We start from the raw sequence: 25,421 nt of genomic DNA on the forward strand, positions 1-25,421 counted from the left end.
CCGCGCCGGGGCTCGCTGCCGGGCGCACATCGGTCGGCGCCGTGGAACCGCCGTCGGTTGTGGTCACCACAGTTGCGGGAGGCGTCGTACGCGAAGACTCGTTCGGTGTCGCCGAGTCCGGCGAGGAGACCGTGGCCGAGCCTGGTGTCGAGCCGGCCGCGGAAGCCGTGGCGGGATGGCTGAGCGAGACTGACGCGCGGATCCCTGACGGGCTGTCAAAGCGCGCAAACGAAAAGGTACTTCTCCTCGTCGCCGGACTGGGCCCGACATCGCCGGATGGAGGCCTGCCGCGCCGGAGGGAAACCGCCCGCCGCGTCGCCGACGAAGCGGGCCGCCAGGCGCTCGCAGCGCTCGCCCCCCGACTCGCGGACGAGATCGCACCGGTGCATGCCTCCTTGCGCGAACGAGCGGCGGCGTACCTCGACGCCGAGCGCGAACGGCGCCTGGGAGCCGTTCGTGTGCTGCGCACGAACCCGGGCAGTGGAGTGGAAGACGCAGGCAGCACAGCGCCGAGAGCGGGGTGAGTGTCGTGATCGACCGATTCACCGGGACGTACCCGGGCTACGACGTCGGCACAGAGGAGGAACCGGCGCGCCTGCTCGCGCGGTTGTCCGCACTGGCGCGCCTGATCGAGGTTTCCGACGGGCGGCTGTCCGCCGAACACCTCGCAGAGGCACAGGAGTTGATCGACCGGGCGGACACCCGCCTGCGTACCGCCCCACAACACGCTGTTGTCGCGCTCGCCGGCGGCGGCGGGGCCGGCAAATCGTCGCTCTTCAACGCCCTCGTCGGGCTCGACCTCGCCCAGACCGGGCCGCGGCGCCCCACCACGACGGCGCCGCTCGCGTGCGCGTGGGATCCGGACGGCGCCCGGCCGCTGCTCGATCTGCTGGGGGTCCCGCGCGCTCGGCAGGTTCCGCGCCACGGCGCCCTGGATGTCACGGGGCCGTTGCAGGAACCGGTGTTGTCCCGGCTCGTCCTCGTCGACCTGCCCGACCACGACTCCACCGCGGCCGAAAGCCGGACCGAGGTCGACCGTTTCGCCGCCGGCGCGGACCACGTCATCTGGGTCCTCGATCCGCAGAAGTACGCCGACGCGCTGATCCACGAACGCTATCTGCGTCCCTTGTCGCGGCATGGCGATGTGATGACCGTTGTTCTCAACCAGACCGACCGCCTCCCCGAGGGCGGTAAGGACGCGTGCCTCGCAGATCTGCGGCGCCTGCTCGCCGCGGACGGGCTCGCCGATGCAAGGGTCGTCGCGACTTCGGTGGTGACCGGCGAGGGCATCGGGGAACTCCGCGACATCGTCGCCGGGGTCGCGGCCGGTCGCCGCGCGGCGGTGCTGCGGCTCTCCGCCGATCTCGACCGCGTCGCCGAGGGCTTCGATCCGGAGTTCGCCGGCCCGGTCCCGGGGGCCGATCCGGTGCCGGCCCGGGTGCGGGCAGAGCTGCTGGAACGGCTGAGCGCGGCGGCGGGCATCGGGGCCGCCACGGAGGATCCGCAGGCCGCAGAGGCGGCAGACGCCGGGGTGGGCGAGCAGACCAAGGTGCCGCCGGCCGTGCCGGTGCAGACACACAGCGTCGACCTTGCGGTGCGTGGCGCGGCGACCGAGTTGACGCGAGGGATGCCCGAACCCTGGGCTGCCGGAGTGCGCCGCGTCCTCGGCCGCAGCGCCCGCCGCATGCCGGCCGTCCTGGAGACCGAACTGTCCGTGGTGCCGGTGCATCCTCCCGCCTTGCCTTCGCGCCTGCGTACTGCCGCCTGGTCGGTCTGGGCGGGCGTCGTCCTGGCGGCGATCGGTGTCGCGGGCGTGACGCTCGCGGCGGTCGGCGTCGGGCCGTTCGGCCACGGGGACGCGTGGTACTCGGCGCTCGTGCCGCTCGTCGCGGGGGTGGCGCTGATGGTGACGGGGCAGTACGCCCGGCGCACGTGGCGCGCGGCGGCTGCCCGGGCGCGGCGCGAGGCCATCCGCCGCGAGTTGTTCGGACGGGTCGCCGACGTCGCCGACGAGTTGCTGGTGGCGCCCGCAACCGGCGAACTGGAGCGGTACCGCGAAGCGCACGCGTTGTTCGTCGCGACCCGGGAGCCGTTGCACGTGCGGTGACCGGCGCACGGACCGCCATGCGGCAACCCGTCGGTGCAGCACGTTCGTTCACGCGGCGCCATCCCTCGGCCGGGTGATTTGCGTTGTCCACAGGCCGAGTTGTCCACAGTTCTGGTCCCGGCGTGCGGGCCCGGTCGTCGGCTCGGCGATGGTGGATGCACCGCACAGCGGCAGACACCAACGAGCAACGAGCCAGGAGGACCGGTTGTGAACGACACCCACGTGACCCTGATCGGCACCGTGGTCACCGAAGTCATGTCGGCGACCACGCCCAGCGGTGTGTTGCTTGCCCGGTTCCGCTTCGGGGTGTCGCCGCGCAGGTTCGACCGGGAGGCGAACGAATGGACCTACGGCGAATCCAGCTACTACTCCGTGGTCGCCTGGCGACGACTCGCGGAACACACCCTCAGCTCCGTCGAGAAAGGCGATCCGCTGGTGATCACCGGAAGACTCAACGTGCGTTCATGGCAGCGCGACGACCGCTGGCACACAAAAGTCGAAGTCGAAGCGTCCTCGCTGGGACACGACCTGTCGCGTGGTACGACGCGATTCACGAGGGCCCTCCGGCGCGAAAGCGCGCCGACTCCGCCTGCCGCGATTACGCTGCCCGTCGCGGTGGCCCCACTCCGGGACGCACCCAAAGCCGCGTAGCGGACGGCGCCCGGGACAGCGGCATGCGGTTGCGGCAACTGCCGCCACTGCTGCGACGGTTCCCGAGGCTTCGGCGGGGCGGCAGCTTCGGGGAGCCCTCCGGTCCCGGCGCCTACGCGGACCAGACGGGCGCCTTTTCGATGCTGACCCGACCGAAGTCGAAGCGGTTGCCGCGGGAACGCGCGGCGTCGATGACCACGGCGTCGAAGAGGCAGCGCATGACGGCGTTCATCCGCGCGTGGTCCTGCTCCGCCTCCAACTTGGCCCAACGCGCACGGGCGTCCGGTCCGGTGAGGTCGTGCAGAACGTCGGTGCTCGGACGCACCACACGCGCTGTGCGGGTCTGGTCGATACGCGCCTGCACCAGCTTGCGCATCGCCCGGTATTCGGCCGTCGAGAGTTCGCGGGCGTTCCACATCGCCCGCAGCTCCGCGAGTTCGGCTTCGTCGGCCGCGACCGCCGGGGAAACCGCAGCGTGCGGCTTTGCCGCGGGCAGGTGTGCGGGCAACGCCTCCAGGACGTCGAGTGCGGCTTCCGTGACGAAGCCGTCCAGTGTCGTGGCGCCCACCGCCCGCCCGCACAGATCACCGCCGAGCCGTTGCAGCCGGTTGCACAGGTACCGGCCGCCCGAGCCGCCCATATGCGTGCCGCAGGCTTTGCAGGTGACCAGCCCGCGCAGCAGGTAGAACCGCTTCGGCGCGGATCCGGCGGTGTAGGCGGAGCGGATCGACTGCCGGCGGGCTTGCACCTCGGTCCACAGACTGCGTTCGATGATCGCGGGCCAGTCGCCGTCGCCGATCTCCTCGCCCCGGAAGACCTGGATGCCGGCGACGTGCCGGTTGTTCAGGACGGCACGTACCGTGTAGTCGTTCCAGCTGTGGCCCAGGGCCGTTCGTTCGTCGCGCGCGTTCAGGTCCTTGGCAAGCTCGCGCACGGTCGCGCCGTCCCGGTACCGCGTGAAGATCTCACGCACGATGGCGGCCTCGTGCTCGATGACCGTGCGCTGGTCGGCGGCGTACCCGTAGCGGCGTTTGCCGCCGTGGGGCTTGCCGTGGCGTGCGCGTTCCTCGGTGGTCGCGCGGGCCCGGCGCGACGCGTCGTCGGTGGTGCGGCAGGCGCGCTCCACCTCGCCCCGGAGCACAGCGCGGTGTGCTGCGTTCGCGAGATCGCGCCGGTTCACCCGGCCGTGCAGCGTCACGGCGTGGGCATCGGCGAGGTCCAGCAGCTCCGCCAGATCGTACGGTTGCCGGAAGAGACGGTCGGGGTCGTCGATCAGAACGTGCCGGACTCGGCCGTCCCGTACGGCCTGCGTCAGGGCGTCCCAGCCCGGGCGCCTGCCGTTGCGCTGCCACGCGGAGCGGTTGTCGTCCACGAAGACCAGCGCATCGTCGAGACACAGGCCCAGCCGCTCGCCGGCCTGCCGGCACATGCGTTCCTGGCGGTCCACCCCGGTGTGGTCCTCGTCCCGGGCATGAGAGATTCGGCAGTAGATTGCTGCCGGTTCTCCGTGCCGGTCCGGGAGCGTGCGTGCCTCGCGGCGGGTGGGTGTCAGATGCGCGTTCCGGTGGCCTCTCCACGGCTGTCGGCCGTCGCCGTCACGGTCCGGGTCCGGCTGTGCGTCCATGCGAATAGGATACGGTTAAGGTATGGCGGAGTTCATTTACACGATGCGCAAGACCCGCAAGGCGCACGGCGACAAGGTGATCCTTGACGATGTGACCTTGTCGTTCCTGCCCGGCGCCAAGATCGGCGTCGTGGGTCCGAACGGTGCGGGCAAGTCGACCGTGCTCAAGATCATGGCGGGGCTGGAGCAGCCCTCCAACGGCGATGCGTTCCTGGCGCCGGGCTACACGGTCGGCATGCTCCTTCAGGAGCCTCCGCTGAACGAGGAGAAGACCGTCCTGGAGAACGTCCAGGAAGGCGCCGCCGCGACGCTCGGGAAGCTCAACCGCTTCAACGAGATCGCCGAGCTCATGGCGACCGACTTCTCCGACGCCCTGATGGACGAGATGGGCAAGCTGCAGGAGGAGCTGGACCACGCCAACGCGTGGGACATCGACGCGCAGCTCGAACAGGCCATGGACGCGCTGGGCTGCCCGCCCGGCGACTGGCCGGTCACCAATCTCTCCGGCGGCGAGCGCCGCCGGGTCGCGCTGTGCAAGCTGCTGCTTGAGGCGCCGGATCTGCTGCTCCTCGACGAGCCGACCAACCACCTCGACGCCGAGTCCGTCCAGTGGCTCGAACAGCACCTGGAGAAGTACGCCGGAACCGTCGTCGCCGTCACCCACGACCGGTACTTCCTCGACAACGTCGCCCAGTGGATCCTGGAGCTCGACCGCGGCCGGGCCTTCCCGTACGAGGGCAACTACTCGACGTACCTGGAGACCAAGCAGTCACGCCTGAAGGTCGAAGGCCAGAAGGACGCCAAGCGCGCCAAGCGCCTCAAGGAAGAGCTGGAGTGGGTCCGCTCCAACGCGAAGGGCCGACAGGCCAAGAGCAAGGCGCGCCTGGCCCGCTACGAGGAGATGGCCGCCGAAGCGGAGAAGATGCGGAAGCTGGACTTCGAGGAGATCCAGATCCCGCCCGGCCCGCGCCTGGGCAACGTCGTCATCGAGGTCGACAGTCTGAACAAGGCCTTCGGCGAGAAGGTCCTGGTCGACGACCTGTCGTTCACGCTGCCGCGCAACGGCATCGTGGGGGTCATCGGCCCCAACGGCGCCGGCAAGACCACGCTGTTCAAGATGCTGATCGGCATGGAGAAGCCGGACGACGGCACCATCAAGGTCGGCGAGACAGTCCAGGTCTCGTATGTCGACCAGGGCCGCGCCAACATCGACCCCAAGAAGACACTGTGGGAGGTCGTCTCCGACGGCCTCGACTACATCAACGTCGGACAGGTCGAAATGCCGTCGCGCGCCTACGTGTCCGCGTTCGGCTTCAAAGGCCCCGACCAGCAGAAGCCCGCGGGCGTGCTGTCCGGCGGTGAGCGCAACCGCCTCAACCTGGCGCTCACCCTCAAGCAGGGCGGCAACCTGCTGCTCCTCGACGAGCCGACCAACGACCTCGACGTGGAGACCCTCTCGTCGCTGGAGAACGCCCTCCTGGAGTTCCCCGGCTGCGCCGTGGTCGTCTCCCACGACCGCTGGTTCCTCGACCGCGTCGCGACGCACATCCTCGCGTACGAGGGCGAGTCGAAGTGGTTCTGGTTCGAGGGGAACTTCGAGTCGTACGAGAAGAACAAGGTCGAGCGCCTCGGCGCAGAGGCCGCGCGTCCGCACCGGGCGACGTACAAGAAGCTCACCCGCGGCTGACCGCTGGTCCGCATCGGCACGGCCCCCCGTCGTCGGAGTCGAAGGACGGGGGCCCTGCCGTGCGGGCAGGCGCGGCGGTCGGCGCCGGTGACACGGCAGCGAACGCACCACCACAGAAAGGGCCCGATCGTGGCCAGGCACGTGTACCAGGCGACCCTGCGGTGGTCCGACATGGACGCCTACCGGCACATCAACAACGTGCAGTACCTCCGCTACCTGGAGGAGGCGCGCGTCGACATGATGTTCGTCCTGGGCCAGCAGGAAGGCGCCAAGACACTTGCGGACGGCGTGGTCATCGCCCGGCACGAGATCGACTACCAGCGCCCGCTGGTCTGGCGGCCCGAGCCGGTGCGCATCGAGACCTGGGTCACCGAGATCCGGGCCGCGCGCTTCCGCCTCGCCTATGAGGTCCTCGACGACGACGGTGTCTACGCCCGGGCCGCGTCGGTGCTCGTCCCGTACTCCCTCGACGAGCAGCGGCCGCGCCGTCTCAACGACGAGGAGCGCCGGTACCTCGAAGGCTTCCTGGAGGCCTGACCGCCATCATGACCCCCCTCAGCCTCGCCGACGCGTCCGCCGCCGCGGACCTGGCCGGCTACCTGGTCCGCCTCCTGCGCTACGACCGGGCCGCCGTCGTCCACCTCCGCGCAGACGGGCCTGTGCTCGGCACGTTCGGCCGCGTGCCGTTCGGCGGCGGGACATCAGGCGTGATCGCCCTGCGCACGAGCGAACTCGCCGAGCCCCTGCGGTTGGACACGACCGTCTCGGCGGGACGCCTCCTCGACGCGCTGACCTCCGGGCACGGCGAGCCCGCGGACGGGTCGCAGACCGTACCGGTGCAGGTGCCCCCCGCGGTCACCGGGCCGCCGTGGACCGCAATGCTTCCACCACGCACCGGCTGGGCGCCGCTGGCGACACTCCCGATCGCCGGGCTCGTCCGCGAAGTTGCCGAAGCCGTCGGGCGGTTCCGCGCGCAGACCGAGGCCCTGAGCGCCGAGGAGCGCACCCGCGCGGTCCTGGACCGGATCGCAGAAAGCGTGTGGAGCAAGACGCTGAGCGCCACGCCGGGAGCACACTTGCCCCTGCGAGCGGCCCACGCGGCGGCGTCCCTCGGTTTCCTCGGGTCCGTCGACGCCGGCACCGACGCCACCGTCCTGGCCGTGGGCGGCTGGCTCCGCCTGGACGCCCCCTACGGCTCGGTCTCGGTGCGTCGCACCGGCGGTCCGGGCCTGCTCATCTCCCGCAGCTCCGGCGGTCGCCACACCGACTGATCGGGGCGACCGGCCCCCGGATCACGCCGCTCGCGTGCGCTTGAGCGCGTCCCATACAAGGCGTCGCCTCGTCGACCGCGACCCGGACGGGTCGTTGTCGGTGTCCGCGAGGGCGCTGCCGAAGACCTGCCCGTCCCTTCATGATGAGCGGACGCACTCGGTGACGGTCATGTGGGCCGCCGGGTCGGCGGGGAGCGCGATGGTGTCGGCGACCAGTCCGGCTTGCAGTCCGGCTTGAGGCGTCTGCGCAGTCGTCCGCGTCGTGAGGTCGGCGGTGACGGTGGTGTCCGCGCCGACGTCCTGGAGCGGGCTCACGCCGCCTGAAGTCGTGGCAAGGTGACCAGACGCCATCGGGCTTGGCTTGTGCGGTTCCGCTGCACCCGGCAGGGCCGGAAGGCTCTATCGTCTCGTTGTCGTCCTCGCTGCCCAGCCGCAGCCGGCGGCCCGCAGCCGAATGATCCAGGAAGCCGGGGATGAGCGCGCAAACCACCGTCACCACGACCGCCGGCGACGATCCCGGAGTACGGCGCTCGCTGAGCGGCCGGCTTCCCCGGCCGTGGGCCTTCCCACTGCTCGCCTACGCCTCGACGTGGATCCTCACCCTCGGGGTGTGGGCGTGGCTCGGCGACCGCAATGTGCGCCAGGTCCCGTCGATCGAGCGGCGCAAGTACGACGGCTGGGAGCTGCACTTCATCTTCAAAGACGCGTCCAACTACATGGACATCGCGCGTCTCGGCTATCCCGACCGGCTCCCGGTCGATCCGGCGACCGGCGACGTCGTCGCCAACAACAGCGCGTTCTTCCCGCTGCTGCCGATGTTGGTGAAGGCGGTCGCGTGGCCGCTCGGCGGGCGGTACGTCCTCGCGGCGCTCTTGGTGTCGGTGGTGCTCGGCGCGGCGAGCGCCTTCGCGGTGTGGAAGCTGGCCGACCACCTGCGCGGTCGCCGGGTCGCGGACCGTGCGGCGCTGCTCTACTGCCTTTTCCCCGGCGCGTTCGTCTTCGGCTTCCTGTATTCGGAGTCGCTTGCCGCGCTGCTGGCCGCGTTCTGCCTTCTCGCGCTGCTCAAGCGGCAGTGGCTGCTCGCGGGCGTGCTGGCCGGGATCGGCACGTCGGTGCGTCCGAACATGGTGCTGCTCTGCCTGGCATGCGCGGTGGCGGCCGGGATCGCGATCCACCGCGACCGCGACTGGAAGGCCCTGTGGGCGCCGCTTCTCTCCCCGATCGGGGGAGCGGCGTACCTCGTCTGGGGGGCGCTCAGGTACGACGACGCCCGCTTCTGGTTCAAGACCCAGGAGCAGGGGTGGGACCAGCACACCGACTGGGGAGCCAACACTCTCAAGCGAGTCCTGTGGCTGGACGACACCGTGAGCGCGGAACCCGCGCAGAACCTCATGCACACGGTGTTCTTCGTTCTCGCCGTCGTCGGCGTGGTCTGGCTGCTGTGGGAGAAGTTCCCCCCGCCCGTCACGGTGTTCACGATCGGTGTGCTGCTGCTGTCGTTCACCGCGTCGGCGCAGGGCAGCAAGCCGCGGTTCGTATGGACTGCGTTCCCGTTGTTCATCGCCGCCGCGACGCGGCTGCGGGGCCGTGCCCTGGTCGTCGTCCTGGTGCTGTTCGCGGCCGGGTTCGTGTGGTTGGCCGGATGGTCGCCCCTGCACTACGGCCGCGGCGCGCCCTGACGCCGCCACACGGTGGTGCGGCGGCCCGATCGGCCGACGGTGTCCGCCGCGACCGCGACGGCCGGGGAAATCCCACCACCCGCATGCCTCGGAGTCGCCTGCGCGGCGAAAAAGCAATGGCGCCGTACCGTGTGTGAGCTGTTGGATTGACGATCGGCCATGGCTCCCCGACGGTCGTGGTGCGGACCATTCCGACCGGTGGGCCAACCGCCTGATTGTTTCCTTGACACCTTGCGGAGACGCGATACATCGTGTCCGTGAGAAAGCTCGCGACATATCGCGTTTGTGGGGGCTAGATGAACAGTTGGAAAGCGATCGCCGCGAAGACGTGCGGACGCCGAAGTAAATGGATGGTCCTGGCGGCCTGGGTCATCATCGTCGTGGCGCTGTCGCCGTTGAGCGGCAAGCTCTCCGACGCGCAGAACAACGAGACGGCCGCGTGGTTGCCCGGCAGTGCCGAGTCGACCAAGGTCGTCCACGAGCAGGAGGACTTCCGCGACGAGACCACGGTCCTCGCGGTCGTGGTCTGGGAGAACACCGGAGGGCTCCAGGACGCGGACCGTACCGCGATCGCCGACGACATGGCCTTGTTCAACGGCATCAAGGGCGTGATCGCCCCGGTGCCGGCGCCGACCTACGACCCGAGCGGCAAGGCGGCCCAGGCGCTCGTCCCGATCGAGGTCGCCGAGGAGGGCTGGAACAACCTCGTCGACGCGGTCGACGAGATGAAAGAGGCCACCGAGGCCGCCCAGGCCCCGGGGATGAAGACGTACATCACCGGCCCGGCCGGCATCGGTGCGGACCAGGCCGCGGCGTTCGAAGGTCTGGAAGGCAAGATCCTCTTCGCGACGATGGGTGTCGTCGTGGTGATCCTGCTGCTCACCTACCGCTCGCCGGTCCTGTGGTTCATCCCGCTGCTCTCCGCGATCTTCGCGATGATGGCGGCGTGGGCCGCGGTGTACCTGAGCACCAAGGCCGGCGTCACCGTCAACGGCCAGAGCTTCGCGGTGCTCAACATCATGATTTTCGGTGCGGGCACCGACTACGCCCTGCTGCTCATCGCGCGTTACCGCGAGGAGCTGCACAACTTCGAGGACCGCCACGAGGCGATGGCCCACGCGCTGCACCGCGCGGGACCGGCCATCTTCGCCAGTGCCGCGACGGTCGCGGTCAGCATGCTCGTGCTGCTCGCCGCCGACATGAACTCGACCCAGGGCATGGGTCCGGTCTGCGCCATCGGCATTGCGGTCGGCGTCCTGGTCATGCTGACGCTGCTGCCCGCACTGCTGGTGATCGTCGGCCGCTGGGCGTTCTGGCCCAGGGTGCCGCGGTTCGGGGACGAGTCCGTCCACAAGGGCGGCCTGTGGGACCGCGTCGGCGGCCTCATCTCGCGGCGCTCCCGCACGGTGTGGATCACCACCACGGTGGTTCTGGGCATCGCGGCCCTCGGCATGACGCTGCTGCAGACCGGCGGGGTCAAGCTGAAGGACCAGTTCACCAACAAGCCCGAGTCGATCGTCGGCATGGAGGTGCAGGGCCGCTACTTCCCGCAGGGCGCGGGCGACCCGGTCAGCACCATCGCCAACAAGGCACAGGCCCAGGCCGTTCAGGACGCCATCAAGGGTGTCGAGAACGTCGATCCGGGGAGCGTCCGCGTCATCGACGAGACAGCCGACCGGGTCGAGATCGAGACGACGCTCGGCATTCCGACCGACACGTCGGAGGCGCGCGACACCGTCGAGGACATCCGTGCGGCGGTGCACGCCGTGCCGGACGCGGACGCCATCGTCGGCGGTGGTCCGGCCCTCGTGCTCGACATGATGGAGTCGTCGTCGCGCGACAACATCGTGGTCATCCCGCTGATCCTGATCGCGGTGATGATCATCCTGTGCCTGCTGCTGCGGTCCATCCTGGCGCCGATCCTGCTGGTCGCCACGGTGGTGCTGTCGTTCGCGGCGGCACTCGGCATCAGCGCCTTCTTCTTCGACAACGTCTTCGGATTCGTCGGAGGCGACCCGTCGCTGCCGCTGTTCGTGTTCGTCTTCCTCGTCGCGCTGGGCATCGACTACAACATCTTCCTGATGCACCGCGTCCACGAGGAGTCGATCAAGCACGGCACCCGCAAGGGCGCGCTGATCGGCCTGTCCGCGACCGGCGGCGTGATCACGTCGGCCGGCCTGGTGCTGGCCGCGACCTTCGCGGTGTTCACCGCGATGCCGCTGGTCGGGTTCGTGACCATGGGCTTCGCCGTCTCCCTCGGTGTTCTGCTCGACACGTTCATCGTCCGCTCGGTCCTGGTGACCGCGCTGACGCACGACATCGGGCAGAAGATCTGGTGGCCGAGCAAGCTGGCCAAGGAGCCGGAGGAGCCGGAGAGCGGTTCGGGCCCCGGCGAGCGGGATCGCGAACTGGTCGGCTAGTGCCCGCCGGCTTGACGCCGGCGGCCGAATGACGCGGGGCGCGTGGCGGTCCAGGAGATGTTCTCCCGGCCCGTCACGCGCCCCGCGGCGTTTGCCGTACGCGTGCTGCCGCGCTCGGCCATGTCACCGGATTCGCACGAACGTGCGCGGCACGCAACTCCTGTATCTTGGACCGGTAACCGCGCCCCCGGTTCCGTGGCGTGGCCGCGTGGTCGCGGCCAATCTTGGTTCCGGCCCGCCGCACGGCCCCGTGAACGTCGGCGGGTACGGGGCCCGCGTGCCGACCGGAGGGGGGACGGCACGCGGGCAACCCGAGGGCGCCCGGTCCGTCACGCCGAACAGCGGTTCAATCCGCCCGGTTCACCATCGACTCGGCCGCGTAGACCATGTAGTCCCACAGTTGCGTGCGGTACGGCTCGGGCAGCGCGAGCTCGTCGACGGCCGCCCGCATGTGCCGCAGCCAGGCGTCACGCGCCGCCGGAGTGACCGCGAACGGCACGTGGCGCATGCGCAGACGCGGATGCCCGCGCCGGTCGCTGTAGGTGCGCGGACCGCCCCAGTACTGCATGAGGAACAACCGCAGGCGCTCCTCGGCTCCGGTCAGGTCCTCGTCGGGGTACATCGGCCGCAGCAAAGGGTCGGCGCGCACGCCTTCGTAGAAGCGGTGCACAAGCTTGACGAAGGTCTCCTCGCCGCCCACCGCGTCGTAGAAGGAGGGGGAACTGTCCGCCGTCGATTCACTCACCGCACCATCCTCGCAGACCGGCGCCCTGCCGCGGAGGGGTCCGGCCCCAGCCCGGCCGCGGGGTCAGGGGGCCGGCGGCTGGCCCGTGGCGGGGGGAGCGGGCGGCGGCGTGGTCGCCGCCGGGTCGGGAGCCGCGGGCGCGGGCGCGTCGGCAGCCGGGGGAACGACGGCGAGGACAGGCTCGGACAGGCGTACGCCGGCCTCGTCGAACGCCTCCTTCAATCGCGCGCGCAGTTCGCGGGCGACCGGTAGCTCCTGGCCCGGCATCGTCTTGACCTGCACCTGCAAAACGACCGACTCGGCGGTGACCGACTCCATGCCGACCACCTCGCCGGGGCCCCAGACCATCTCGCTCCAGTGCTCGTCGTCGGTGAGACCCTCGATCGCGGTGCCGATCAGTTCGCGGACCTTGGCGACGTCCTCGCGGTAGCCCACCTGTACGTCGATCTTGGCGGTGCCCCAGCCCTGGCTGTGGTTGCCGACGCGTTTGATCTCGCCGTTGCGGACGTACCAGACCGTGCCGTCGACGTCGCGGAGCTTGGTGATGCGCAACCCGACCTCGATCACCGTGCCGGAGGCCGGACCCGCGTCGACCAGGTCGCCGACCCCGTACTGGTCTTCGAGGATCATGAACATGCCGGACAGGAAGTCCGTGACCAGGTTGCGCGCCCCGAAGCCGATCGCGACACCCGCGATGCCGGCGCTCGCCAGAAGCGGTGCCAGGTTGACGTTGAGCTCGCTGAGCACCAGCAGCGTCGCGATTCCGAGGATCACGAACGATGCCGTGCTGCGCATGACCGATCCGACGGTCTCCGCCCGCTGGCGGCGGCGTTCGGCGTTGAGGAGGAAACCCGTCACCGGGCGCCCGCCGCCGTTCGCGCCGCCGCTGGCCATACGCGCTATGAGCTGCGTGATCATCCTGCGGGTGATCGCCCGGGCGACGAGCGCCACGATGACGATCGCCAGAATCCGGACAGGGGTGACCACGAGGGCCTCGCCGTGGCGGTCGAACCAGCTCGACACCTTCCCGTCGTCCTCCTGGGCCTCTTCCGCGGCAGCCAACAGGACCGGAAACGCCGGAACGAACACGGACAGGCCTTTCTGCGACTCTCTGCGACTCTGTTTCCGAGGTGCGCCGGCCGCGTGCGACCGCTGCCGGGCGAAAACCCCCCATTACGGTAACGGCACCCGTGGCGCCCGTTCGCCACCGCCGACCGGCGCGCACCCGCCCGACGGCGCGAAGGGCAACGTCATGCCCCGGCCGTCAATCCCGTCCAACGGGCGAGGAACGACAAGGTGTCGGCGGACAGGTCGACGGCCCGGCTGATCGAGCGGTCCGCGTGACCGACATCGGACTCCGCACGCAGCAACACCGGACGCGTGCCCGCCTGCGCCTCCTGTAGCGCCGCGCACATCTTGCGGGCGTGCAACGGATCGACCCGGGTGTCCCCGTCGAAGACGGTGAACAGCACCGCCGGGTACTCCACCCCGGGCACGACGTGGTGGTACGGCGAGTAGCCCAGCAGCCAGCCGAGCTCCTCGGGCACCTCGACGGTCCCGTACTCGTCGGTCCACAGGCGCCCGAGGCCGAAGCGCTCGTACCGGACCATGTCGAGCAGCGGTGCCGAGCACACCACGGCCGAATAGAGGTCCGGGCGCTGGGTCAGGGCGGCGCCGACCAGCAGGCCGCCGTTGGAGCCGCCCGAGATGCCGAGGCCGCCCGGAGCGGACCAGCCGCGCGCGAGCAGGTGTTCGGCCGCGGCGTGGAAGTCGTCGAAGACGTTCTGCTTGTGCTCGCGCATGCCGGCCCGGTGCCAGGCCTCGCCCTCCTCGCTGCCGCCCCGCAGGCACGCGATCGCGTACACCCCTCCGGCCTCGACCCACGCGAGCACGCCGGCCGAGTAACCGGGGGTCATGGGGATCGCGAAGCCGCCGTATCCGTACAGGACCGTGGGGCGCGGGCGGTCGGGTTCCGCGGTCGGGGCGATGACGAACATGCGTACGGTCGTGCCGTCCTTGGAGGCGTACTCCTCCACCCGTACGTGCACGTCGGGCACCTCGACCGCGCCCGGGGCCGTGGCCCACACCGACACCTCGCCGGTCCGCGCGTCGTAGCGGCGCACCGCCGACGGCGTGCGGTAGTCGGACCAGCCGAACCACACCTCGTGGCCGCCCTCGGGGCGCTCCACGAGCCCGCCGATCGAGCAGGGGTCGGCCGAGCCGTCGGCTCCGGACCCGACTGCGGCATCGGCCGTAGCGTCCCGGGCGAGCGGAATGCGGCCGATGCCTGCGCCGGTCCGCAGGTCGTGCCTGGTCAGCTCGCCGACCGCGTGCCGCGTCCAGGACACCAGCAGCGCCGGGGCGTCGCCGAGTTCCGGTCCGTCGAGGAGCGCGTAGTCCTCCATGACGGCCTCGGGGTCCTCCGGGACGAGCGTGGTCCACGCCGCCGGGCCGAGATCGTCCGCGCCCGGGTCGGCGACGCACAGCCTGCCGCGCGGAGCGTCCAGGTCGGTGAAGACGTAGAGCCTTCCGTCGCGGCCCGGCAGCACGCCGCTGCGGGCGTCGACGCCGGTCTGGACCGGCCGGAGCACGGGCGCCTCCGGGCCCGACACGGTCAGGTCGGCGAGCCATACGTCGTTGCGCGGCGCGGTGCCCTCGACGGCGCTGACCACCGCGTACCGGCCGTCGATCGACACCGTGACGCGGAAGAACGCGGTCTTGTCCTGGTCGGCGCCGAAGATCTCGACATCGTCGGTGTCCGGGTCGGTGCCGATCCGGTGGAGGTAGACACGCCGGTGGTACTGGCGCTCGTCATCGGGCACTTGTTCGGGCGGCAGATTGCGCTGGACATACAACGCGCGTCCACCCGGAAGCCACGCGAGCGGCGATTCGCGGGTCCGGCTGATCGGGCCGTCGACGACGTCGCCGGTCGCCACGTCCATGACGAACAGCTCGGACTCCTCCGTACCGCCGTGCGACAGCCGGTACGCCAGCAGATCGCCTTCCAGGGACGGCCGCCAGTCGTCGAGCGTCGTCGTGCCGCTCGGATCCAGGGCCATCGGGTCGATCAGCACCCTCTCGGTTCCGTCAGGACCGACGGTGAGCAGGACCGCGTGCTCTTGATCCGGCAGCCTGCGGCGGAAGAAGTGGCGGTCGCCGCGCCACACGGGCGGGCCGACGGATCCGGTGGCCGTCAGGGCCGCGATCCGGTCGCGGAATCCGGCTCTTCCGGGCAGTTCGGCGGCCGATGTGGCGAAAATCTCGGCCTGCGCCGCCGACCACGCGCGAGTAGCCGCGGAATCCGCGTCCTCAAGGGGCCGGAAAGGGTCGGGAACCGCATGTCCCGCAAGCACTTCGACGGTGTCGGACCGAGGGGCGGCGGGATAGTCCGGGCGCGTCATGCCGGGATCCTAAACCCGCCGTGGACCGCCCACTCTCCGGTGAACGCGGTGTGACCTTGGAGATTCCTTGTAGCGCGAGGGGTAGGTGGGCGGCGACACTGGGATCCGATCGTCCCGGCACGAGCCACGTGCCGCAGGCGTAAAAGGAGGCATTACGTGCCGCATTCATTGGTCCTCAACGCGTCGTACGAACCCTTGTGCGTGGTTTCCGTACGACGGGCGCTCATTCTCGTGCTCAACAACAAGGCCATCTGCCTGGAGGAATCCGGCAGCATTCTGCACAGCGCCACCACCGAAATCCCCGTTCCGAGTGTTATCCGACTGACCCGTTTTGTCCGAATCCCCTTTCGGGGTCAGGTGCCGCTCACCCGCCGTGCGCTCTTCGCGCGCGACGGCGGTCGCTGCGTGTATTGCGGGGGCGCCGCGACCAGCGTCGACCACGTCATCCCGCGCAGCAGGGGCGGGCAGCACACGTGGGAGAACGTCGTCTCGGCGTGCCGCCGCTGCAACCACGTCAAGAGCGACCGCTACATCGCGGAGTTGGGGTGGCGGATGCACCGCAAGCCCGCCCAACCGAGCGGGCTGGCCTGGCGCATCATCGGAACCGGTTTCCGTGATCCGCGCTGGGACCCGTATCTCGCGCCGTACGGCGCCGAGGAGTACGGCGTCGGGCGCACCGACCACCATCACCAGCATCAGCATCAGCATCAGCATCAACACCAGCATCAACACCAGCACTTCGACCATAGCGCCGCCCCCAAGGGGCGCCACGACAAGTTCTCCGCATACGACCAGGCCGCAAGCGCATGACGGCGGCGGACCCTGCCGGACGAGGCAGCAGGTCCGCCGCCGTTGTCGTCTGCCGAGGGGCCTTCCGCTCCTGAGCGGGGGCGCCCCTCGGCGCGCGTCCGGGCACGTCCGCCGGGCGACGCGGGCCGCAAACGGCCACAATCCCCGGAGCCAGGTGCGATGCTCGCGGGATGGAGCGTACGACGACCGAGGACCAGGCCCCGTCCGCCGCCGAGCCGGTCACCGGTGATCTGGCCCGGCTCGCCGGGGCGTACGGAGTCGCGACCGAGCACCACGGCTGGCGCGGTGACGTCGTGCACGCGGACGAGGCCACCGTCCGCGCGGTATTGCGCGCGCTGGGCGTCGCCGCGGACACCCCCGAGGATGTGCGGGCTTCGCTCGCCGCCTACGAGTCGACACGACGTCAGCGGCTTCTGCCGCCGGTCATCGTGACCCGCGCGGGCCGTTCGGAGACGTTCCCGCTGCACACGGAACCGGGTGCACTCGTCGAGCTGTGGGTCGAACAGGAGGACGGCGGGGTACGCCGCGACATCGCCGAACGAGGCCGCCACCTGCCGCCCGCGCCCCCCGCGTCCGGTGCCCACGTCGAGGAGCGCGCCTACGCGCTGCCCGTCGACCTCCCGATCGGCTGGCACACCCTGCACGCCCGTGTGCTCGCCCCCGCCGACGTCTCGCGCGGGTCCGGTGGCGAGCCCAGCGCCCGGGTCGAGGAACGGCACGTGACCACGTCGCTCGCCGTCACCCCCGCGCACCTCGCACCGCCCCCGGGGCGTTCGTGGGGCTTCATGGTGCAGCTCTACTCGCTGCTGTCCCGGCGGTCGTGGGGCATCGGCGACCTCGGCGACCTGGCCGACCTCGCGGGGTGGTCGGCGCGCCGCCACGGGGCCGGCTTCGTACTCGTCAACCCGCTGCACGCGGCGTCGCCGGTGGCGCCCGTCGAAGCGTCGCCGTACCTGCCCGTGAGCCGCCGCTTCACCGACCCGATGTACATCAGGGTCGAGGCGATTCCCGAATACGCCTACCTGACCCCGGTCGAGCACGCGGTCGCCGAGGAACTACGGCTGCGCACAACCGACTTGGCCCCCGACTTGGACACCGAGCCCAGTCTGGAGCCCAGCCCCGAGCCGGGCCCTGCCCGCGAGCCCGGCGACGCGGACGGAATCCCGGCGCAGAAGACCGTGCCCCCCGCGGACGCGTCTTCGGCGCCCGCCCGCCTCGACCGCGACCGGGTTCGCGCGGCGAAACGCGAAGCCCTCGCACTGGTCCACCGCATGCCGCGCAGCCCCGGACGGGAGGCCGCGTACCGGGCGTTCCTCACGGCCGAGGGGCGCTGGCTCGAAGACCACGCAACGTGGTGCGCGCTCGTCGAGGAGTACGGCCAGGACTGGCACACCTGGCCCGAGGAACTGCGCGACCCCGACTCCCCGGCGGTCCGCGACGCCCGGCGCCGCCTCGCCGCGAGCGTCGACTTCCACCTGTGGTGCCAGTGGGTGGCCGACGAACAACTCGCGGACGCTCAGCGCACCGCGCGCGACGCGGGCATGTCCGTCGGCATCGTCCACGACCTGGCCGTCGGGGTGCACCCGGACGGCTCGGACGCGTGGATCCTCGGTGCCGGACGCGGCGGCGGGGTCCTGGCCCTCGGTGCGACCGGCGGCGCGCCCCCCGACGCGATGAGCGCCCTCGGGCAGGACTGGAGCCAGCCCCCGTGGCACCCGGTCCGGCTCGCCGAGGCCGGATACGCGCCCTACCGGGAACTTCTGCGCAGCGTTTTCCGCAACGCGGGCGCGGTCCGGGTCGACCACATCCTGGGCCTGTTCCGCTTTTGGTGGATCCCGCGCGGCCACCGTCCGGACCGAGGCGCGTACGTGCGCTACGACCACGAGGCGATGGTCGGCATCCTCGCCCTCGAAGCACACCGCGCGGGTGCGGTCGTGATCGGCGAAGACCTCGGCACCGTCGAGCCGTGGGTGCGCGATTACCTGGCCGAACGCGGCATCCTGGGCACCTCGGTGCTGTGGTTCGAACAAACCGAGACCGGTCCGACCGCCCCGGAGGACTGGCGGGAGCTCTCGCTGGCCACCGTCACCACCCACGACCTCCCGCCCACCGCCGCCCGGCTCGCCGGCGAACACGTGGAACTGTGGGCGGAGTTGGGCCTTTTGCAGGGAAGCCCGGACGACGCCCGTGCCGACGCCGACGCCGACCGCGACGCCTGGCTCGACCTCCTGCGGGCCCGTGGGCTGCTGCGGCCGGGCGCGGGGGAGCGCGAAACGGTCGAGGCGCTGCACCGGCTTCTGGTCCGGGCGCCCTGCCGCATGCTGGGCGTGTGGCTGCCCGACGCCGTCGGCGACCGCCGTCCGCAAAACCTCCCGGGCACGTCACGGGAGTATCCGAACTGGCTTTTGCCGGTGGCGGATGCGGCCGGCCGGAGGGTCCTCCTGGAAGACCTCGCGGCGAACCCCCGCGCGGCGTCGCTGGCGAGGGTTCTGCGCGGGCTCTAGGGAGGGTTGCGGGGCCCGTCCGGCGCGGTGACCGGAGACCTCGCGGAATCCGGTCGCGGCGTCAGCTCTTGTTGCCGCCCTTGCGCATGATGTCCGGCAGCGCCACCAGGAAGGCGATCACCGCGAACAGCAGGATCGGCAGCCCGACGAAGTAGCCGAGCGTTTCGCCGATGCTGAGACCCGAACCGGGGTCGTCGCCGTCGTCGCGCGTCAGGGCGAAGGCCGGCGACGAGATGAGCGTCATGAGCGTCACGCCGGCCGCGACCGTTCCGGCACGCAGTGCATTCCTGTTGACCACGGGCCTACCGTACCCGCCCGGCAGCCGCCACAGCGCACCGGGGCGGCCTCCCGGGCGAGCCCCGGGGGGCGCGCGACACCGGCCGCGCGCCCGCCGAAGGCCGTCACGCCGTCGCGTGGTCCTTCCGCTGGGCCCGCAGGGCGCGGGCCACGCCGTCGCGGCTCTCGACCACGAGGCGCCGCAGTGCGGGCGGCGGGTCGGCGTGGTCCAGCCAGGCGTCGGTGCGGTCCAGGGTGTCCTGCGACACCTGGATCGTCGGGTAGAGGCCGAGCACGATCTGCTGGGCGATCTCGTTGGTGCGCTTCTCCCACACCTCGGCGATCGCGCCGAAGTAGCGCTCGGTGTAGGCCGCGAGGAGTTCGCGCTGGTCGGGCTGGACGAAACCGCCGATGACAGACGCCTGGGTGGCATTGGGGAGCTCGTCGGACTCGACGACCGACGCCCACGCCTCGTCCTTCGCCTCGCGTGTCGGCCGCGCCGCGAGGCACGCCGCGGCGTGGCGGGCGCCCGCGGCCGTGTCGTCGCGGGCCAGTTCGGCGTCGATCTCGGGGCGGTCCGCGGCGCCCAGGACGACCAGCCGTCGCAGGAGCGTCCACCGAAGGTCGGTGTCCACGGCCAGGCCCTCAACCGTCTCGGTGCCGTCCAGCAGGCCCTTCAGCAGGGCGATCTGGTCGTCGGTGACGGCGACGTTGGCCAGGCAGCGGGCCCACGCGAGCTGGTGGTCGCTGCCGGGGGCCGCGGCGCGCAGGTGGCCGAGTGCCGCCTCGGCGAGCCGGGCGAGACCGGTCGGCCGCCAGGCGGGGTCGGCGTACAGCTCCAGGGCGCTGATCAGTTGGCGGTGCAGCGAGCCGACGATGTTGATGTCCTTCTCCTCGCCGATGCCGGACAGCACGAGGGTCAGGTAGTCGCGGGCAGCCATCTCGGCGTCGCGGGTCATGTCCCATGCCGCCGCCCAGCACAGGGCGCGCGGCAGCGGTTCGACGAATTCGCCGATCGCCTCGGTGACGACGGCCAGCGACTGCTCGTCGAGGCGGATCTTGCAGTACGTGAGGTCGTCGTCGTTGAGGAGGACCACGTCCGGCCGGGCGCGGCCGACGAGTTCGGCGACCTCGGTGCGCGCCCCGGAGACGTCCAGTTCGACGCGGTGCGAGCGCACGAGGCCCTGCGGCGTGCGGTCGTAGAAGCCGATCGCCATGCGGTGGGTGCGGATCGTGGGCCACGCCTCCGGGGCCTCCTGGAGCACCGCGAACGACGTGATCGTGCCGTCGGCGTCCGTGGTGATCTCGGGGCGCACCGTGTTGATGCCCGCGGTCTGGAGCCACTCGGCGGACCACGCGGACAGGTCGCGGCCGGAGGTCTCCTCCAGCGCGGTCAGCAGGTCGGCGAGGGTCGTGTTGCCCCACGCGTGGCGCTTGAAGTACGTGCGCACCCCGGCCATGAACTGTTCGCTGCCGACGTAGGCCACCAGTTGCTTGAGCACGGAGGCGCCCTTGGCGTAGGTGATGCCGTCGAAGTTGACCTCGACGTCCTCCAGGTCCCGGATGTCGGCGAAGATCGGGTGGGTGGACGGAAGTTGGTCCTGGCGGTAGGCCCATGTCTTCATCCGGTTGCCGAACGTCGCCCATGCGTGCGTCCAGCGGGTGACCTCGGCCTGGCAGCGGATCGAGGCGTAGGTCGCGAACGACTCGTTCAGCCACAGGTCGTCCCACCACTGCATGGTGACCAGGTCGCCGAACCACATGTGGGCGAGCTCGTGGAGGATCGTCTCCGCGCGGGTCTCGTACGACGCGTCGGTCACCTTCGACCGGAAGACGTAGTCCTCCAGGATCGTGACGCACCCGGCGTTCTCCATCGCCCCGGCGTTGTACTCCGGCACGAAGAGCTGGTCGTACTTCGCGAACGGGTAGGGGAAGTCGAACTGTTCGAGGAAATAGTCGAATCCCTGTTTGGTGACCTCGAAGATCCGGTCGGCGTCCAGGTATTCGGCGAGCGACTTGCGGCAGAACACGCCCAGCGGCACCTCGGTGCCGTCGGCGGCGGTGTAGGTGTCGCGCTCCGCGTGGTAGTGGCCGGCGACCAGGGCGGTGATGTACGTCGAAATCCTCGGCGTGGGCGCGAACCGCCACACCGATGCGCCGTCACGCCCGGCTGCGGGCACGGGAGCCGGCGTCGGCGAGTTGCTGATCACCTGCCAGTCTTCCGGGGCGGTGATGGTGAACGCGAACGTCGCCTTGAGGTCGGGTTGTTCGAAGTTCGCGAACACTCGGCGGGCGTCGGCGACCTCGAACTGCGTGTACAGGTACGTCGACGAGTCCACGGGGTCGACGAACCGGTGTAGTCCTTCACCGGTGTTCATGTACGCGCACGCCGCGACGACCCGCAGCTCGTTCTCCGCGGCCAGCGAGTCCAGTCGGATCCTGCTGTCCGCGTACACCTTCGCCGGGTCGAGCGCGACGCCGTTGAGCGTGATCGCGTCGACCGACGGCGCGATGAGGTCGACGAACGTCGACGCACCGGGCTCCGCGCAGGCGAAACGCACGGTCGTCTCCGACACGAACGTCGGCCCGCTCCCGGTCAGGTCGAGCGCGATGTCGTAGCCGTCGACGGTGAGGATCCGGGCCCGCTCACGGGCCTCGTCACGAGTGAGGTTGGTACCGGGCACGCCGGTCGTCTCCTTTGCGTTCGGTGTTCGTGGCGGAAGAGTCGGTGGTCGCGTCGGGCATCAGGCCCGTGCGTCCCGCGCCCGGGCGCGCAGCGCCCGCGCGGCGTCGTCGCGGCGTTCCAGGACGAGGCGGCGCAGTGCGGGGGCACGCCGGTCGTCGGCGAGCCAATCGTCGGTGCGCCGAAGCAGTTCGGGCGAGTTGTCCCACATCGGGTAGAGGCCGACGACGATCCGCCGGGCGATCTCGATGGAGCGCTCGTTCCAGACGCGCTCCAGCGCGGCGAAATAGGGCTCGGTGTACGGCGACAGCCCCGCCGGATCACTCGTGCGGGTGAAGCCGCGGATGACCGCGTCCACCATCGCGTTGGGCAGGTCGTCCGACTCGACGACCGACCGCCACGCCTCGGCCTTGTTGTCGACCGTGTCGACCGCGGCGCGGCACGCCGCCGCATGCTGGCGTCCCGCCGCGGTGTCGTCGTGCGCCAGTGTCGCGTCGATGTAGCCGATGTCCGCGGCCCCGCGCACGGCCAGGGTCTCGGTCATGAGCCAGGTCAGCTCCTTGTCGACCGTGAGGCCGTCGACGGTCTCGTCCCCCGAGAGCAGTCCGCGCAGGAACCGCAAGTCGGCTTCGGATACCGCGGCGCGGCCGAAGCACCGGGCCCACGCGAGTTGGTGGTCGCTGCCCGGGGCGGCGGCGCGCAGTTCGCGGAGCGCACCCGCCGCGAGGATCGCGCGCCCTTCTTCGCGCCACGCCGGGTCCGCGTAGTTGTCGAGGGCGGACTCGGCCTGCTCCAGGACCATCTGCACGACCGCGACGCGCGTCTCGCGGGCCGCGTGGCGCAGCACGAGCTGCACGAACTCCCTGGCCGGCAGCTCCGCGTCGCGTGTCAGATTCCACATCGCCGACCAGACCAGCGCGCGGGCCAACGGATCGCGGACGTCCGACAGCCGCGCGGAAACGGCGTCCGCCGACACGTCGTCGAAGGCGATCTTGCAGTACGTCAGGTCGTCGTCGTTGAGCAGGACCAAGGCCGGACGCGCGCGGCCGGCCAACTCGGGGATCTCCGTGCGCGCCCCGGCGATGTCCGCCTCGACGCGGTGGGTGCGCACCAGAACGCCGCTGCCGTCGTCTGCGTAGCAGCCGATCGCGACGCGGTGCGGCCGAAGGGGTTCGCCCTCCTGCCGCACGGCGAACGCCGTGACGGTGCCGGACGCGTCGACCGCGATCTCCGGCACCAGCCGGTTCATGCCGGTGGTCTCCAGCCACGCCTTCGACCACGTCGACAGGTCGCGACCGCTCTCCGCCTCCAGCGCGGACAGCAGGTCGTGCAGACCGGTGTTGCCGTACGCGTGCTGTGCGAAGTAGCGGCGGGAGCCGGCGTAGAACGCGTCCTTGCCGACGTAGGAGACCAATTGCTTGAGCACCGAGGCGCCCTTGGCGTAGGTGATGCCGTCGAAATTCAGCATCGCGTCTTCGAGGTCGCGGATGTCGGCGACGATCGGGTGCGTGGTCGGCAGTTGGTCCTGCCGGTAGGCCCAGGCCTTGCGACGGACCGCGAACGACACCCACGAGTCCGCATATTCGGTGGCTTCGGCGACGGCCGCGGTCCCCATGTAGTCGGCGAACGACTCCTTGAGCCACAGGTCGTCCCACCACGTCATGGTGACGAGGTCGCCGAACCACATGTGCGCCATCTCGTGCAGCAGCGTGTTGGCGCGGCCTTCGTAGGACGCCTCGGTGACCTTGGAGCGGAAGACGTACTCGTCGCGGAACGTCACACAGCCCGGGTTCTCCATCGCGCCGATGTTGTACTCGGGCACGAAGACCTGGTCGTACTTGCCGAACGGGTACGGCAGCGCGAACCGGTCGGCGCGGTGGTAGAACGCGAAACCCGCCTTCGTCTGTCCGAACAACCGCTCGGCGTCCAGGTGTTCGGCGAGCGAACGGCGGCACAGCAGCGCGAGGGGGATGGTCGCGCCGTCGTCCTCGTACACGTCGCGCACCACGTGGTAGTCGCCGGCCGCGAGCGCGGTGATGTACGTCGAAATTCTCTTCGTCGGCTCGAACCGCCATCGCGCGACCCCCGGACCGACCGGCTCGCGCGCCGACTCGGCGGCGTTGGACACCACCGTCCACTCCTCGGGCGCGATCACCGAGAAGGTGAACGACGCCTTCAGGTCCGGCTGTTCGAAGTTGGCGTAGAGCCGGCGGGCGTCGGCCGGCTCGAAGTGGGTGTACGTGTAGACGCTGCCGTCCGCAGGGTCCTCGAACCGGTGCAGCCCCTGGCCCGTGTGGCTGTAGGCGCAGTCGGCGACGACCCGCAGCACGTTCTCCGCCGCCAGGTCCTCCAGCGCGATCCTGGCCCCGTCGAAGACCACCGCCGGGTCGAGCACGCGGTCGTTGAGGCGCACTTCGCGCACCTCGGGGGCGAGCAGGTCGGCGAAGGACGCGGCGCCGGGCTCGGCGCAGGTGAAGCGGATCACGGTCTCGGACCGGAAGGTCCGGGTGCCCGACGTCAGGTCGAGAGCGACGTCGTAGCTGTCGACGGCGATGATCCGGGCCCGCTCCCGGGCCTCGTCGCGCGTCAGATTCTTACCGGGCACGGGTCACGCTCCCTCGTCGTCCTGGCCGTCGTGACGCGCCGACTGTCGTCGGTGTGTTGCCGATGCTGCGTCGACGCTGGTCGGTGTCGCCAGGCGACGTCCGCGCCGGAAGCCGCCCGACTGTTCGTCGCCTGATCCTTTCACGGCGGGCCCGGCCGGCGCGGTCGTTGCGGAATGGGGAGCGGCGGGGCGGCGTTGCACCGCGGAGACGCACACGCTGCTCGGAAGGATGGGATTCGTGACGACCGCCACACGTGACCAAGCGCATTTCTGGTTCGACCCGCTGTGCCCGTGGGCCTGGATGACTTCGCGGTGGATGCTCGAAGTCGAGAAGGTGCGCCCCGTCGATGTCACGTGGCACGTCATGAGCCTCGCGGTCCTCAACGAGCACCGCGACGACCTGCCCGCGCAGTACAAGGAGCTGCTCGCGGCCGCCTGGGGGCCGGTGCGCGTGTGCATCGCCGCCGAGCGGAAGTACGGCAACGAGGTCCTTCTGCCGCTCTACACCGCGCTCGGCACCCGGCGCCACCCGGGCGGCCGCGACCTGGACCGCGCCACGATCGAGGAAGCGCTGGAGGAGGCCGGCCTGCCGCGCGAACTCGCGGACGCGGCGGACTCCACCGACCACGACACCGCCCTGCGCGCGTCGCACAAGGAGGGCATCACCCTGGTCGGGGAGGACGTCGGCACGCCTGTCGTCGCGGTGAACGGCATCGCGTTCTTCGGCCCCGTCGTGACGCCGGCACCCAAGGGCGAGGCCGCCGGGAAGCTGTGGGACGGCTGCGTCCTGGTCGCGGGCACCCCGGGATTCTTCGAGCTCAAGCGCACCCGCACGCAAGGCCCCGTTTTCGACTGACCGTCAGGCCGCCGTTCCGTGACTCGGGTCGGCCCGGCAGCGCCACCGACCTGCTTCCGGCTGACCGTCAGGCCGCCGAAGGCCGCAGGCTCCGCGCCTGCG

Annotated in this window: 18 protein-coding genes and 1 pseudogene; 11 read left to right on the plus strand and 8 right to left on the minus strand. The window is 70.8% G+C overall.

Features of this window, described 5'->3' with window-relative positions; all coding sequences use genetic code 11:
• From ACRX5W_RS06575 to ACRX5W_RS06585, 3 genes are all read left to right on the plus strand, one after another.
• A partial coding sequence (locus ACRX5W_RS06575; protein WP_436786990.1) for a hypothetical protein occupies window positions 1-524 on the plus strand: 524 nt, incomplete at its 5' end.
• Between the two features lie 5 nt (window positions 525-529).
• Window positions 530-2,107 carry a GTPase gene (locus ACRX5W_RS06580; RefSeq protein ID WP_436786991.1) on the plus strand — a complete coding sequence of 526 codons (1,578 nt, stop codon included), beginning with the start codon at window positions 530-532 and terminating at the stop codon, window positions 2,105-2,107.
• A 207-nt stretch (window positions 2,108-2,314) separates the two neighbouring features.
• Window positions 2,315-2,758 (plus strand): single-stranded DNA-binding protein, encoded by a 444-nt coding sequence (locus ACRX5W_RS06585; RefSeq protein WP_436786992.1) that lies wholly within the window; start codon window positions 2,315-2,317, stop codon window positions 2,756-2,758.
• 112 nt (window positions 2,759-2,870) lie between these two features.
• Here the strand turns inward: ACRX5W_RS06585 and ACRX5W_RS06590 are convergent, their stop codons facing one another.
• On the minus strand, window positions 2,871-4,382 hold the full coding sequence (locus ACRX5W_RS06590) for a recombinase family protein (protein ID WP_436786993.1): 1,512 nt from the start codon (window positions 4,380-4,382) through the stop codon (window positions 2,871-2,873).
• A gap of 22 nt (window positions 4,383-4,404) precedes the next feature.
• On the opposite strand from ACRX5W_RS06590, the gene ettA reads away from it, so the two are divergent.
• From ettA to ACRX5W_RS06605, 3 genes are all read left to right on the plus strand, one after another.
• Window positions 4,405-6,069 (plus strand): energy-dependent translational throttle protein EttA, encoded by a 1,665-nt coding sequence (ettA, locus tag ACRX5W_RS06595; RefSeq protein WP_436786994.1) that lies wholly within the window; start codon window positions 4,405-4,407, stop codon window positions 6,067-6,069.
• A gap of 129 nt (window positions 6,070-6,198) precedes the next feature.
• The gene (locus tag ACRX5W_RS06600) at window positions 6,199-6,606 is read left to right on the plus strand and encodes an acyl-CoA thioesterase (protein WP_436786995.1); all 408 of its coding nucleotides are present in this window, start codon (window positions 6,199-6,201) and stop codon (window positions 6,604-6,606) included.
• A gap of 8 nt (window positions 6,607-6,614) precedes the next feature.
• Window positions 6,615-7,340 carry a hypothetical protein gene (locus ACRX5W_RS06605; protein ID WP_436786996.1) on the plus strand — a complete coding sequence of 242 codons (726 nt, stop codon included), beginning with the start codon at window positions 6,615-6,617 and terminating at the stop codon, window positions 7,338-7,340.
• Between the two features lie 138 nt (window positions 7,341-7,478).
• On the opposite strand, the gene ACRX5W_RS06610 is transcribed toward ACRX5W_RS06605, so the two are convergent.
• Window positions 7,479-7,655 carry a hypothetical protein gene (locus ACRX5W_RS06610; RefSeq protein WP_436786997.1) on the minus strand — a complete coding sequence of 59 codons (177 nt, stop codon included), beginning with the start codon at window positions 7,653-7,655 and terminating at the stop codon, window positions 7,479-7,481.
• Window positions 7,656-7,813: 158 nt separating this feature from the next.
• Between ACRX5W_RS06610 and ACRX5W_RS06615 the strand changes: the two genes are divergently transcribed.
• Both ACRX5W_RS06615 and ACRX5W_RS06620 read left to right on the plus strand, forming a co-directional pair.
• Window positions 7,814-9,019, plus strand: coding sequence for a glycosyltransferase family 39 protein (locus tag ACRX5W_RS06615; RefSeq protein ID WP_436786998.1), 1,206 nt, complete (start codon window positions 7,814-7,816; stop codon window positions 9,017-9,019).
• Window positions 9,020-9,315: 296 nt separating this feature from the next.
• A complete protein-coding gene (locus ACRX5W_RS06620; protein WP_436786999.1) occupies window positions 9,316-11,439 on the plus strand; it encodes an MMPL family transporter in 2,124 nt (707 codons plus the stop codon).
• A gap of 346 nt (window positions 11,440-11,785) precedes the next feature.
• Here ACRX5W_RS06620 and ACRX5W_RS06625 read toward each other — a convergent pair whose 3' ends face one another.
• The 3 genes from ACRX5W_RS06625 to ACRX5W_RS06635 all read right to left on the minus strand — a co-directional run bounded on the left by ACRX5W_RS06625 (window position 11,786) and on the right by ACRX5W_RS06635 (window position 15,585).
• Window positions 11,786-12,184, minus strand: coding sequence for a globin (locus ACRX5W_RS06625; protein WP_436787000.1), 399 nt, complete (start codon window positions 12,182-12,184; stop codon window positions 11,786-11,788).
• A 63-nt stretch (window positions 12,185-12,247) separates the two neighbouring features.
• Window positions 12,248-13,273: a mechanosensitive ion channel family protein gene (locus ACRX5W_RS06630; protein ID WP_436787001.1), complete on the minus strand. Its 1,026-nt coding sequence runs from the start codon at window positions 13,271-13,273 to the stop codon at window positions 12,248-12,250.
• 161 nt (window positions 13,274-13,434) lie between these two features.
• Window positions 13,435-15,585: a prolyl oligopeptidase family serine peptidase gene (locus tag ACRX5W_RS06635; protein WP_436787002.1), complete on the minus strand. Its 2,151-nt coding sequence runs from the start codon at window positions 15,583-15,585 to the stop codon at window positions 13,435-13,437.
• Between the two features lie 156 nt (window positions 15,586-15,741).
• Between ACRX5W_RS06635 and ACRX5W_RS06640 the strand changes: the two are divergent.
• Window positions 15,742-16,245: pseudogene (locus tag ACRX5W_RS06640) on the plus strand (HNH endonuclease); the annotation flags it as partial.
• Window positions 16,246-16,565: 320 nt separating this feature from the next.
• Entirely contained in the window at window positions 16,566-18,899 is a 2,334-nt protein-coding gene (gene malQ / locus ACRX5W_RS06645) for a 4-alpha-glucanotransferase (RefSeq protein WP_436787003.1), read from the plus strand.
• Window positions 18,900-18,960: 61 nt separating this feature from the next.
• On the opposite strand, the gene ACRX5W_RS06650 is transcribed toward malQ, so the two are convergent.
• From ACRX5W_RS06650 to pepN (ACRX5W_RS06660), 3 genes are all read right to left on the minus strand, one after another.
• Window positions 18,961-19,143 carry a hypothetical protein gene (locus ACRX5W_RS06650; protein WP_436787500.1) on the minus strand — a complete coding sequence of 61 codons (183 nt, stop codon included), beginning with the start codon at window positions 19,141-19,143 and terminating at the stop codon, window positions 18,961-18,963.
• Window positions 19,144-19,300: 157 nt separating this feature from the next.
• Window positions 19,301-21,859: an aminopeptidase N gene (gene pepN / locus ACRX5W_RS06655; RefSeq protein ID WP_436787004.1), complete on the minus strand. Its 2,559-nt coding sequence runs from the start codon at window positions 21,857-21,859 to the stop codon at window positions 19,301-19,303.
• A gap of 60 nt (window positions 21,860-21,919) precedes the next feature.
• Window positions 21,920-24,463 (minus strand): aminopeptidase N, encoded by a 2,544-nt coding sequence (pepN, locus tag ACRX5W_RS06660; RefSeq protein ID WP_436787005.1) that lies wholly within the window; start codon window positions 24,461-24,463, stop codon window positions 21,920-21,922.
• Window positions 24,464-24,701: 238 nt separating this feature from the next.
• Between pepN (ACRX5W_RS06660) and ACRX5W_RS06665 the strand changes: the two genes are divergently transcribed.
• Entirely contained in the window at window positions 24,702-25,319 is a 618-nt protein-coding gene (locus ACRX5W_RS06665) for a mycothiol-dependent nitroreductase Rv2466c family protein (RefSeq protein WP_436787006.1), read from the plus strand.
• Window positions 25,320-25,421 lie beyond the last annotated feature (102 nt).

Source organism: Yinghuangia sp. YIM S10712 (assembly GCF_051388935.1).
Lineage (GTDB): Bacteria > Actinomycetota > Actinomycetes > Streptomycetales > Streptomycetaceae > Yinghuangia.

What these genes read in the sequence shown, in the direction of transcription:
- ACRX5W_RS06590 (WP_436786993.1), bottom strand. Translation starts at nt 4,382, where the DNA reads ATGGACGCACAGCCGGACCCGGACCGTGACGGCGACGGCCGACAGCCG.
- ettA (WP_436786994.1), top strand. Translation starts at nt 4,405, where the DNA reads ATGGCGGAGTTCATTTACACGATGCGCAAGACCCGCAAGGCGCACGGC.
- ACRX5W_RS06605 (WP_436786996.1), top strand. Translation starts at nt 6,615, where the DNA reads ATGACCCCCCTCAGCCTCGCCGACGCGTCCGCCGCCGCGGACCTGGCC.
- ACRX5W_RS06615 (WP_436786998.1), top strand. Translation starts at nt 7,814, where the DNA reads ATGAGCGCGCAAACCACCGTCACCACGACCGCCGGCGACGATCCCGGA.
- ACRX5W_RS06620 (WP_436786999.1), top strand. Translation starts at nt 9,316, where the DNA reads ATGAACAGTTGGAAAGCGATCGCCGCGAAGACGTGCGGACGCCGAAGT.
- ACRX5W_RS06635 (WP_436787002.1), bottom strand. Translation starts at nt 15,585, where the DNA reads ATGACGCGCCCGGACTATCCCGCCGCCCCTCGGTCCGACACCGTCGAA.
- malQ (WP_436787003.1), top strand. Translation starts at nt 16,566, where the DNA reads ATGGAGCGTACGACGACCGAGGACCAGGCCCCGTCCGCCGCCGAGCCG.
- ACRX5W_RS06650 (WP_436787500.1), bottom strand. Translation starts at nt 19,143, where the DNA reads ATGACGCTCATCTCGTCGCCGGCCTTCGCCCTGACGCGCGACGACGGC.